Source organism: Parasphingorhabdus sp. (assembly GCF_049667325.1).
Taxonomy (GTDB): domain Bacteria; phylum Pseudomonadota; class Alphaproteobacteria; order Sphingomonadales; family Sphingomonadaceae; genus Parasphingorhabdus.
The window spans coordinates 2,501-13,898 of the sequence record NZ_JBATHY010000004.1; the positions used below are offsets into that span (position 1 = coordinate 2,501).

General features: G+C 56.5%; 12 protein-coding genes (1 of these 12 only partly in view). 4 read left to right on the plus strand and 8 right to left on the minus strand.

Annotated features, from left to right (window positions below):
* A protein-coding gene (locus WBM93_RS00100) for a lipopolysaccharide biosynthesis protein (protein ID WP_424426935.1) crosses the window boundary here: on the plus strand, window positions 1–659 show its 3' end. The gene continues 853 nt to the left of window position 1, outside the view; 659 of the gene's 1,512 nt are visible here — the last part of the coding sequence; the start codon falls outside the window, past its left edge; it ends in the stop codon at window positions 657–659.
* A 95-nt stretch (window positions 660–754) separates the two neighbouring features.
* Here the strand turns inward: WBM93_RS00100 and WBM93_RS00105 are convergent, their stop codons facing one another.
* Complete coding sequence (locus tag WBM93_RS00105) at window positions 755–2,005, minus strand: adenylate/guanylate cyclase domain-containing protein (protein WP_424426937.1); 1,251 nt, start codon at window positions 2,003–2,005, stop codon at window positions 755–757.
* Window positions 2,006–2,027: 22 nt separating this feature from the next.
* Complete coding sequence (locus WBM93_RS00110) at window positions 2,028–2,456, minus strand: CBS domain-containing protein (protein WP_424426939.1); 429 nt, start codon at window positions 2,454–2,456, stop codon at window positions 2,028–2,030.
* Between the two features lie 92 nt (window positions 2,457–2,548).
* On the opposite strand from WBM93_RS00110, the gene WBM93_RS00115 reads away from it, so the two are divergent.
* Both WBM93_RS00115 and WBM93_RS00120 read left to right on the plus strand, forming a co-directional pair.
* The gene (locus WBM93_RS00115; protein WP_424426941.1) at window positions 2,549–2,875 is read left to right on the plus strand and encodes a hypothetical protein; all 327 of its coding nucleotides are present in this window, start codon (window positions 2,549–2,551) and stop codon (window positions 2,873–2,875) included.
* The gene (locus WBM93_RS00120; protein ID WP_424426943.1) at window positions 2,868–3,287 is read left to right on the plus strand and encodes an acyl-CoA thioesterase; all 420 of its coding nucleotides are present in this window, start codon (window positions 2,868–2,870) and stop codon (window positions 3,285–3,287) included. The genes WBM93_RS00115 and WBM93_RS00120 overlap by 8 nt, the downstream gene beginning before the upstream one ends.
* A gap of 11 nt (window positions 3,288–3,298) precedes the next feature.
* Here WBM93_RS00120 and WBM93_RS00125 read toward each other — a convergent pair whose 3' ends face one another.
* From WBM93_RS00125 to WBM93_RS00135, 3 genes are all read right to left on the minus strand, one after another.
* A complete protein-coding gene (locus WBM93_RS00125) occupies window positions 3,299–4,873 on the minus strand; it encodes a DUF4139 domain-containing protein (RefSeq protein WP_424426945.1) in 1,575 nt (524 codons plus the stop codon).
* 16 nt (window positions 4,874–4,889) lie between these two features.
* On the minus strand, window positions 4,890–6,275 hold the full coding sequence (locus tag WBM93_RS00130) for a DUF4139 domain-containing protein (protein ID WP_424426947.1): 1,386 nt from the start codon (window positions 6,273–6,275) through the stop codon (window positions 4,890–4,892).
* Window positions 6,276–6,336: 61 nt separating this feature from the next.
* Entirely contained in the window at window positions 6,337–7,914 is a 1,578-nt protein-coding gene (locus tag WBM93_RS00135) for a DUF389 domain-containing protein (RefSeq protein ID WP_424426949.1), read from the minus strand.
* Between the two features lie 145 nt (window positions 7,915–8,059).
* Here WBM93_RS00135 and WBM93_RS00140 point away from each other — a divergent pair, with 145 nt between their 5' ends.
* Window positions 8,060–8,698, plus strand: coding sequence for a TetR/AcrR family transcriptional regulator (locus tag WBM93_RS00140; RefSeq protein ID WP_424426951.1), 639 nt, complete (start codon window positions 8,060–8,062; stop codon window positions 8,696–8,698).
* Here the strand turns inward: WBM93_RS00140 and WBM93_RS00145 are convergent.
* The 3 genes from WBM93_RS00145 to acnA all read right to left on the minus strand — a co-directional run.
* On the minus strand, window positions 8,695–9,225 hold the full coding sequence (locus WBM93_RS00145) for a VOC family protein (RefSeq protein WP_424426953.1): 531 nt from the start codon (window positions 9,223–9,225) through the stop codon (window positions 8,695–8,697). The genes WBM93_RS00140 and WBM93_RS00145 overlap by 4 nt on opposite strands.
* Window positions 9,222–9,875 (minus strand): carboxymuconolactone decarboxylase family protein, encoded by a 654-nt coding sequence (locus tag WBM93_RS00150; RefSeq protein ID WP_424426955.1) that lies wholly within the window; start codon window positions 9,873–9,875, stop codon window positions 9,222–9,224. The genes WBM93_RS00145 and WBM93_RS00150 overlap by 4 nt, the downstream gene beginning before the upstream one ends.
* A gap of 47 nt (window positions 9,876–9,922) precedes the next feature.
* Window positions 9,923–11,398: aconitate hydratase AcnA (gene acnA, locus WBM93_RS00155; RefSeq protein ID WP_424426957.1), on the minus strand; the 1,476-nt coding region annotated here is incomplete at its 5' end.

Consider the following 11,398-nt stretch of genomic DNA (forward strand, 5'->3'; position numbering starts at 1 on the left):
AATCCGAGCCGCGCGCACTGGCCTGGTCCTTTCTCAAAGCGATCCGGTTGATCATGCTGATATCGTGCCCCCTATATCTGGGCATGGCAGCAACCGCCCATCCGCTGGTCGAAACATTGTTCGGCGCCAAGTGGACCGGGATGTCTCCCTTTGTTGCCATACTCGCCCTGTCGATGCCGGTGATGACGTTGCAGATATTGTTCGCGCCCGCCAACAACGCTTTGGGCCGACCGCAAGTCACTGCCCGTACCAATATGTTCGGCGCGATCCTTATGCCGATCACATTTCTGATCGCTATCCAATATGGGGTTTACGGTCTCGCCTGGGGTTGGGTCATCGCATTTCCGCTGCTCACGATTTTTACCTATATGCAGTCGCGTCGTCATATCGGCATCAATGCGTGGGAGATTGGCAAAGCTGTCTGGCCCGGCCTCTCGGCATCGATAGTAATGGCAGCCATTGTCTACCTGGTCGATCAGTTGCTGCCGGAGATGATCGTCTATGCACGGTTGGCGGTGTTGATCCTAACCGGAGGCCTAGCCTATGTCGGTCTGCTATATATATTGGCCAGGCCGACGCTGATCGAGGTGATCGAGCTGATCGTCCGCCGCAAGCCGCCGGAACCGGATCCGGGCGAATTGAACCCGGAGAATATATAGACTGAAAGTGCCATACCACTGCCAGTCGGAGCATAGGACAAGCAAACCACCGGGGTCGCCTATTCCAAGAGTCCCCGGGTTCCGGCGATATACAATTAGGCCGAGTAAGCCATTTTCAGTCGATAGATCTCGGTCTCGCCGACCCCCTTTAACGTCAGCGTTTCGGCCGAACCAAATTCGTGCAATCCGCCGCATTGATAATAGGTGGCCGCAGAAACCGCTATTCCATTATGATCGGCCGCACCTTCGATCCGGCTGGCAATATTCATGGTATCACCCCAATAGTCATAGGCGAGCCGGCTCGAACCAACCACCCCGCCAACCACCGGCCCGGAATGGATGCCGACACGCAACTTGATATCAACCCCGCTTTCTTTCGCCACGGTTTCCATCTCCAGAATCAGATCACGACCAAAATTTACGGCCGCAATAGCTCCCTGCCCTGATGACGCCGTCCCGCCGGAAACCGCCAGATAGGCATCGCCTATGGTTTTTACTTTTTCGATCCCGTGCCGTTCCGCACATTTGTCGGCGATCAGGAAAAAGCGGTTGAGCTGCTCGACCAGATGGCCAGGTGACAAGACCTTTGCCAATTGCGAAAAGCCGACAATATCAACGAATATGACCGATACATCGGAAAACGAGTCAGCGACCGCTTCACCTTCCCGCAGGCGCCTGGCAACCGCCTGCGGAAGGACATTATACAAGAGCTCCTCGGTCTTGTTGCGTTCGAACTCCAGCGCTTCGTTGGCCAGAAACACCTTCCGCGCGCGTCGGTCTATGTCCCAGCTGACAAAAACGGAAAAGACAAAGAAGGTGGAAAAATTGGTCAGGGTATAGACTTTCTGGATCAGGCTACGGTCTGCCTGCGCGAGGAAGAGAATGTATAATATGAGTAATGTTATCATCCAGAGAACGAACAGTCGTGTTGTTGCGACAAAGCCGACGCTCGCAAAAATCACCAATATGCCCATATTGATAATCGCCATTCCAAATCGCGATATGCCGGTGATCGCAGCCTGATCCCCCAGCGCATCGATCAACATCAACATCGCTGCGGTTAACGCGGTGAACAGGATCAAGTCGACCCATCCGCGCTCGATATAGAAGCGCGTGTGCGTCAGCATGAAAAACGCGGCAAGCACGGAAATGAACACTCCGGCAGCGATTGTGTAGGCGATGACGCCTTCGCGCGGGAAATACATCGGGTTCATCGTGATGTAGGACAGGAACGTCGCGACACCGATCACGATCAGCGCCCGCGTTGCCGGGATGCGCGCCACGCGCTCTGCATGGACATACCGCCGTTCATCTTCCGGATCGGCAAACCGGTTGATCAGCGCCATGCTTGTTGCCCCTGTCCGTTCGTCAGGCCGATTGGATATAGTCTCGCATCGCCGCCGCTTCGCTTTCGATTTTGTCGATCCGATATTTAACCAGATCGCCGATCGAGACAAAGCCGACCAGCTTGCCGTCCTCGACAACGGGCAAGTGGCGAATCCGCCTTTTGGTCATCAGCGACAGCGCGCCGATCGCGCTTTTTTTCCGGTCTACGAAGATGACATCGGACGTCATTACGTCGCGCACCACATGGACCATCGCAGCAGCGCCGTATTTCCGGATGCAGTGGAGCACATCGCGCTCGGAGAATATGCCTACAATTTCCTCTCCATCGAGCACGGGAAGAGCGCCGATGCGTTTTTCAGCCAATATCTCAACCGCCTGCGAAACCGACATATCTGCAGTACAACTGAATATTTCGGCACTGCGTCCCTGCAGAATAGTATGAATGGTCATCGTCCCTCTCCTCGGCTCTGATTCTGTTTATTGCATCTCTATAGCATATTTTTGAATTTCAATGGACTTGATGGTAGCAGGATTTCCGTCCAATGCACTGGAAACCAACGGAGTGCCATTTGCCCAAGCCATCCCGCCTAGATGACCCCCTCTACGCCAGCATCGCCTGGTCACGATATTGGCGTTTGATACGCGGTATGGCGATGTTCACGTTATTATGCACCGCGATCACCTTGTCCGTTCTCTATTACCTTCATGGCTGGGTCTCAATTCACATGTATATTGCCACTGCCGGAGGCATATCATTTGCTCTGATGTTGACCGCAGCGTTGATGGGGCTGGTGTTTCTGTCGAGCGGGACCGGGCATGACGAGTCAATCGACGACCCGGTGTCCAGGGATATATATCCCGATGAGTGATGATGATCTGGCCGCTCTGGCGAAAATGCAGCCGGTTTTGCGCGTCGCGCCGCAACCGCGTGACTTAAATAACAACGGCCATATATTTGGTGGCTGGGTATTGTCGCAGATGGACATTGCCGGCGGAATCATGGCGGCAAGAGTGGCGCGCGGATCTACCGCAACCGTGGCTATCGAGGCGATGGAATTTATTGCGCCCATCCTGAGCCGTGATCTGATATCGGTCTATGCCCGGGTGGAACGCATCGGGCGAACCTCGGTCGCGATTCGGCTCGACGTTATTGCTTCCCGGAATTTGGCAGAAGAACAGGTGCCAGTGACTAGCGGATTGTTCACATTCGTGGCCCTTGATGAACATCATCATCCCAGAATGATACCGGAAGAATCGAAGCAGAAATATCTCAAAGACTAACCGGTTCGCAGTCAGCGCAGCTTGATCGCGTAGGAGAGTTTCGCTTCATCATTGGCTGGAACCGTTACCCGCCAGGTGGGAACACCATCGATCACGTCGACACCCTTCACCCGGCCTGATAGGCTATAGGGAATTTCCATTTCGAAACTGACCGGATGATTGCGGGCATTGGTCACCACAGCGCGCCAGTTTTCCGTGCGTTTGGAACGGCGCGTTTGGGTCACCGTTAGTCGCACATCGGAGGAGCTGCCCACCTCCACCTCGACTTCGTTATTTACCGCCCTGTCCGGCAAAGCCCCTTCCCCAGCTAGAAGCGGTCCGGCGAAACTGTTTTCGAAAACCGCAACCTTTCCGGCGGGAAGCGGCACGCCGAGACCGTTTGCCGCATCATTCCTGCTTCGTAAAATATAACTGATTGCTGCACTATCGTCACCATAGTTGCCGGCATTCGCGACATAGATGCGTTCATAAGTGACGCCTGGCTGGACGATCATCGCCACCTGTTTCTGTCCCTTGGCATTCACGGTCACTTGCTCCGGAACCCGATACAGCTTGAGGTCGCCGAGATCTTCCTGTTCCGCCACGATCACGGCGACAGGCGAGGCCATCTCCATTACCGACCCTTTTCGGCGCTGCGCTGTGACCATGATGACTTCCCCTTCGTCCATCATCGCCATCGCTGTCGGCGGAGGCGGAGGAATCGCTGGCAGATATCCCATATTATAGGGAACCTGATGCGTACGCTGCATTGGCCAGCAGCGGATCACAAGACCACCTCCGGTCGGACGCACCTGATCATCGCGCTGTTCGCGATTGGGTTCACCGGCAACCACCATCATATGGGCATTTTCAAAACTCTGGTTGCCGCCATTGGCCACGGTCAGCCAGGCAAACAAGTCCATTTCTGCTTTCTCGCCAGTTTTGCGCGGCTTCACCGTGCCAATATAATTAGCCTGCCAGTCGAAGCCCGAAGCCAGATAGGTCAAAGTCAGTTTCGCAGTCATCGCGCGTTGAGAAGTAGTGAGAATGGACAGCGTCGGTTTCGCTGATAGGCCCGCCGGAATTTTCGAAAAGGTCATCCGTTCCGGGAGGCCAGTGCAGCGTAGTGCCTCGAACCCTTCGTCGCTCTCGAAAATCACACCCCCGCCCGGCCCCGCGGTGATGAATACATTCTGGGTGCGTGACACTCCCGTAGCTTTGTCGGTACGAGTGATCGAAACCTCGCGTTTGAGATAGGCGTCAACCAGTCCTTGCGGTGACAATAATCGCGCATCGCGGTTCTTTTCTTGCACGCCATTGGGCAAGCCGGTCACGATGGCGCTTTCCGGAAACATACCTTCGGAGACCCCTTCGAAGCGCACGATCGCATCTCCGGCGGGCAGTCGCACAGTTCGGGTTTCGGTGATCAGCGCATAGCCTTGCGGCCAATTGGCATCGATCGCGCCATCGCCTCTGCCGGGCGCGCGGTAAATCGTGATCGACACGTCGGCGGGCCCGTCCGAAACAACCATTTGCTGCGCAGCAAGCGGGTTGGCTTGCAAAAACAGGGCAAACGCCAGAAAGGCAAAAAGACGGAAGACGGTCATACCGCGCAATTGCCGATCAGTAGCGGCTGTCGAATGTGGCGGTGACCGTTACGCTGCCGTTGGCAGGTACGCTGAGTCGCCATTCAGTCTTGTCGGCGGAAACCCGCTCGCTGACCTGGCTTTCCTGCTCGATACGGACATCGCCCCACAGTCCCGACTGGGCGAGGTCGACCGTGACCGCCTCGGATCGGGCATTGGTAACCTCGTAGCGCATCTTGCTCCGCCAGCGGCTGGACGAGCGGCGCGTGCGCTCCTCGACCACTGTCTTGACCTTAACGTCGAACGCTTCACCGGTACGGATCGACATCGAGGAGCCCATTGGTGTCGCCTCGATCTGGCTTTCGCCAATGAATTGCGGGTCGCCCCGCTTGTCGCGCATATAGACGCGCATGATCCCCGACGGCAACTGGTCGCCAAGACCGCCCGCTCGCGAAGTCGAGAATTTCAGCACCGAATTGGCGCTGGCAGCATCACGGCTTCCCAGCCAGCCATTAGTGAATTCGTAGACTTTGCGCGCAGGCGCAGAGGTCACATCCAGAAAGCTAACCTGTTTCTGTTGGGCGTTGGCGACCGTGGTCCGTTCGGCGAGCGGATAAAGATAATAGTCTCCGAGCTGCTCCCGATCACTGGATTCAGTTCCGGCACTGTCAATCGTTCCGGTCGGCCATCGTGGATAGCTGTTCCGCCCTCCGCCCGTGTTGGGACTTCCCGCGACCAGAAGAACATTGGCATTGCGATAATCTGTGCCGCTGTTGTTGGTCAGGGTCACCCAGCCTTGCACGTCGATTGTCTGCTTGGCGTCGTCGAACAGCGTCACATAATCCGCCTTCCAGCCGAGACCTGGCGTTAGATAACTCAGCGTGGTCGGCACCTGACCTCCGGTCGATTCCAAGGTAATCGAAAGCGTGGGTCGCGCCCTCAAGTTCGGCGGAACACGATCAAAAATCACCCGCACCGGCAAACCGTCATCGCGCAGCACCTCAATCGTGTCGCCGATTTTCATCACCACACCACCGTTGGCCGCGAGTATTTCTGCACGGACACGGGTTTCGGCACCGGTCGCCGGATTGGTGCGGATCAGGGTCACCGTCTGCCCCACCGCCTTTTCCATCAGCTTGGCCGGAGTGAGCAGGTCAAAATCGAAATTCTGTTCGACAATGCCGATACCGGTTCCGGACAATGTCACCGTTTCTGCACGGATTTGCGCAGAAACATCGGGGAATTGCTGCTTGCTGCGTCCTTTGGGGAGATTCAGATTGCGAACATCCTGCACCAGCGCCTGATTATTATTGTAGATGGTAACCGAGACAGCGCCTTGCGCAGATTCATCCGGTGAGGACTGGCTGATCGCTGGCGTCGCGACGCTCGCCAACAAAAGTCCGGTGAACATAAAATGCCGCATAGTCTTTCTCCCCTATCGAGAAACGAAGCTAACCTATTGAAAATGAACCTGAGCTAAATATCTATTGCCGGACACTCATATTCTCGGACGGAGCCAGCCAGCGCAATCTCACCCCGCCGCCTGGAATGGCCATATCGGATTCCTCTGCGACTATAATATTCTTGGCGGCCAGGGATTTCTTGACGACTTCCATATCGGCGGCCTTCCCGTTGATACCCAGTGGCAGATTCACGCGCTCGGACACCCAAACTATCAGATCGAGATTGCGAGCCGACGCTTCGGCTACAGCGTTATCGGTGATCGTCAACTCCGGCAATGCGACGGCTGGCGGCTGCAATTTTATCGTCCAGTTTTTCGCGCCTGCAGCGACCCGCTGTTCAAGCGCGTGGTAAGATGCCAGTGACGCACCGGGGAGCGGTTTTGCGACGACCATGGCGCGTCGTTTGGTTGTATCGAGTGTCACGTCGTCCATCGGCACACCGGCGATCAGGGCAAGATTTTCTCTTAGCCTTGTGACCTGGATTTCAGCCTGCTGGGCTTGCGCCTGCGCTCTCGCGGCGGCCAGTTCGGCGGATTGCGCGTCGTCGCCGGATTCCACCTTGAACTGGGTTATCTTGACGGCGATCAACTGGCCCAGCGTACGACTGATCACCCTAGAGCTCTGCTCATTCGCGCCGGCCAGTATTTTGGGCGTGAAGACGGTTGCGTTCACCACGATAGGGTCTGCATCGAAATCAATTTCGATCTTGGACACACTCGCGCGGTCACCAAATTGATCCTTGATATAGCCATTGGCCGAGCGTGAAACATTGGCTTCCCACGCGATCTGCTTGAGTGAAAATCCGAGCGGTATAGCGAGCGCGACAAATATCACGGTCATGATCGCAACCTGGACCTGCGACTGTCGTTCGGAAAGCACCGAACGAAAGCCATAGAGTCGCGCCATCGCGGTTGCAGTCAGCGCGATCGTCATCAAGTTGGTGAAGAACAGGAGCAGCGAGCCGCCAAAAACCGACCAGTTGAACGTCGCCAGCCCGAAGCCGACAACCGCGAGCGGCGGCATCAAGGCCGTCGCGATCGCAACCCCGACAATTGTGCCCATCTTGCCCCGGATCATCGCATAACCGCCGGCTAATGCCGAGAAAAGTGCCACTGCGAGATCGAAGAGATTGGGTCTGGTGCGGGCCGCGATCTCGGCCGTGACCGTCTGGATGGGCGACATCGTCACTACCAGAGCGGCAAATAATATGGAAATTATCGTCCCCAGCAAGATCGCCCTGCCACTTTCCTTGAGCCAGACTGAATCGCCAACAGCCAGCGCAAAGCCAGCGCCCATGATTGGCCCCATTAAGGGCGAAAGCAGCATGGCACCGATCACCACCGCCGGAGAGGACAACAGCAACCCGAGTATCGCAATGCCCGCTGACATCGAGGTCATGAATGCGAAATGCGGTGTAAAGCCGCTGTCTTCGCGGACTTTGTCGATTACCGCCTGCTGATCGACACCGGCACGCACGGCAACCCGCCACCAGCGACGAAAAAGGCGAATGCTGCCGGTAACCGGAGCCATTGGACTGGAAGGAGCTGCTGGTGAGGCCTTTTTTGGACTGGCCGGATCAGCCTGATCGTTTGTCATCATGATCCTTTAGCCTCGCAAAACGAAGCCGAATAGAAAAACATGACTATGGAGGTAATTGAAAAATGAAGAATTTCATCTTTTATCATGAAACCGTATCGCCTATATAGATCACGTCGGCTATTTCGCCGCACCAAGGAGCCCGCTCATGCCCCGTCCCGAAACCGATATCGAAGGCACGCGTGCCAGAATCATGGATGCCGCCGACCGGATAATCCAGGATAGAGGTGCAATCAGCTTCACGATGACCGATCTGGCGACGGCAGTCGGCATGTCGCCATCAAATCTATATCGCTTTTTCGAGAATAAGGACGCGCTGGCCGAGGCCATGGCGGGGGAGTGGTTTGCGGAACTGCTGGTCATCATGGAGGGGCTTGTTTCCGCCGAGATGCCGGTTGAAGAGAAACTCTATCAGTTTTTTGCCAAGCGCGTGGTTATCAAACGCGCGCGTTACGAAGAGGATCCGGAACTTTTTGAATCCTACATGGAACTCGGAGATGAGCATTTCGAAGTGATCAAAGGCTATGTCGATCTGGCAGACCATTATATGGCTTCGATTCTGGCCGAGGCGATGGAAAAAGGCTATTTCAAGGGGCTCGAGCTCGATACCGTCGTGTCGTTGGTCAACACCATGGTGCAACCGTTTTGCAATCCCCGGTTGATGATGCAGATGATGCATCTGGCGACCGAAGACCGGCTCAGGGTGGTTATCGATACCATATTGAACGGCATGCGAGCCACGGAAGCGCAGACCAGAACGAGGTCTGGACTGCATATCGCAGGCTAATTCTCTTTCGCCAGCCATTGTTTCATCATTGCAGGCGGTGGACTTGGGGTCATTTTCGTCTCGTCCAACGCCGCTAGGGCGCGGCGGCGGTCTTTGTCGGTGAAGCTGCCGGTTGTCAGGCAGAATTCGACCATATTGCCGTTGGGATCACGGGTGTAGACCGAGTGGCACCAATTATGATCGATCTCGAGCACGTCTAGTCCCGCTGCATTCCATTTTTCCCGCCAGGCGACCAGTTGCTCCGCTGTTTCAACCGCGAAGCTATAGTGGTTGGTGCCCTGCGGGGTTCCGGCGGCTTCGTTGAGATCAAACGAATATCCGTCCTCTCCCGGCGTATCATTAAGCTCCCAGAAAGCGATGAACCGGCTGTCGTCGCCATCCATGCGGTAGAAGAAATGCTTGCCCCAGCCGCCGCCCATGACCGGCGCGATCTCTACCTTGACCAGTTCGAAGTCCATGACCCCCTCGTAAAAGGCGTGGATCGCCTTCATGTCCTTCGCCGCAAGGGCGAGATGGTGGTAGCTCATTTTTTCGCATCCTTTCGCTTGTCGACCATGCCCATGACATCCGCCGTCGTGCCACCCGGAGCGGGCACTTCGACCACGGCTTCGGGCACGTCGTCAAATTCCAGCCTCAGCGCGCGGCTCATCACCGCGTGCATCATGTAGGTGCAGGTAATGTAGGTCAGTTCGATTATTTCGACCTCGCCAAGATGCTTTTTCAACGCTGCGAAAACACCGTCTGGTACCCTGCCCCGCTCGAGCACGAGGCAATCGGTGTAAGCGAGCACCGCTCGCTCGACCTCACTGAAACAGTCGGCGACTTGCCAGTTGGGAATGGCTTTGACCTGCTCCTCGGAATAGCCCTCGAAGCGCATTGCCTTGCTGTGCTGGGAATAGACAAATTGAGACCCGACGGCATAGCCGGCGCGGATCTGGCCGAGTTCGCGCAGCTTCGGATCGAGCTTGCGATTGGGTGAGCGGTAGAACCCGAAGCCTTCGCTGGTATGTTTGAACGCGTCGGGAACCTGGGCAAACACGGTCCACCAGTTGCCCGGCGTGCCGGTCGCGGTGCCGGGATGTGCCACCGGATCGCGGTCACCGAACAGTATATTGTAAAGACCGAGAATATAGTCGTCGGTAACCTCGGACCGGGGAATTTCGCGCAGTCGGGGCATGGATATATTCTCCTATGCCCCGACTATGCACAAATTTGCGCGGCTTTCTAGCCCGCGAGATTTCTCAGCACATAATGCAGGATGCCGCCATTGAGGAAATATTCCATTTCGTTGGCGGTATCGATCCGGCAGATCGTCTTGAAGGTCGATGTCGTGCCGCCGACTCGGGTCATTTCGACTTCGACTTCCTGCAGCGGTTTCAGAGTCGCGACGCCCTTGATGGTAAAGGTCTCGCTGCCGTCGAGGCTCAGAAGTTCCCGATCAAAACCCTCGGCGAATTGCAGCGGCAAAACGCCCATCCCGACAAGATTACTGCGGTGGATTCGTTCGTAGCTTTCGACGATGACAGCGCGGACACCGAGCAGGTTGGTGCCCTTCGCCGCCCAGTCGCGGGACGAGCCGGTGCCATATTGCTCACCGCCGATGACGACCAGCGGAGTGCCGTCGGCCTTGTGGCGCATTGCGGCGTCGTAGATCGGCATGATCTCGCCGTTATATTTGGTGTAACCGCCTTCTTTTCCGTCGGCCATTTCGTTTTTGATTCGGATGTTGGCGAAAGTGCCGCGCATCATGACTTCGTGGTTGCCGCGGCGGGAGCCGTAACTGTTGAAGTCGGCCTTGTTAACCTGATGATTTTTAAGATATTCTCCGGCCGGGCTGTCCTCCTTGATGGCGCCGGCGGGGGAGATGTGGTCGGTGGTTATGCTGTCACCCAAAAGTGCCAAAGTCTTGGCCTCGATAATGTCGCTGATCGGCTCCGGCGTCATCGTCATGCCTTCAAAATAGGGCGGGTTGGCGACATAGGTCGAGCCGGCGCGCCATTGATAGGTGTCGCCGCCGGTGACGTCGATCTTGCGCCATTCGGCGTCGCCGTCATAGACATTGGCATAGCGGCTCTCGAACATTTCGCGGTTGACGAAGCTGTTGACCATGTCGGTGATCTCGGCGTTGGTCGGCCAGATGTCTTTCAGGAACACGTCCTCGCCGTCCTTGCCCTGGCCGATCGGACTTTCGTACATATCCTCGCGCACCGTGCCCTTCAGGGCATAAGCGACCACCAAAGGCGGCGAAGCGAGATAGTTGGCGCGGACGTCCTGCGACACCCGGCCTTCAAAGTTGCGGTTGCCCGACAAAACGCTCGCGGCGACAATATCATGATCGTTGATCGCCTTGGAAATCGGCGCCGGCAAGGGACCCGAGTTACCGATACAGGTGGTGCAACCATAGCCGACCAGATTGAAGCCGAGATAGTTGAGATCCTCCGAAAGCCCCGCCTTGTCGAGATAGTCGGTGACCACCTGCGACCCCGGCGCCAGCGATGATTTGACCCACGGCTTGCGCTGCAGGCCGCGTTCGCGCGCCTTGCGCGCGACCAGACCGGCGGCGATCAGGACATTGGGGTTGGAGGTGTTGGTGCACGAGGTGATCGCGGCAATCGCGACATCGCCATGGGTGAAGCCATGATCGCTGCCCTCGACCGCGACCCGCTCGCCGGTATCCTCGACCCCGAACACTTCCTTCAG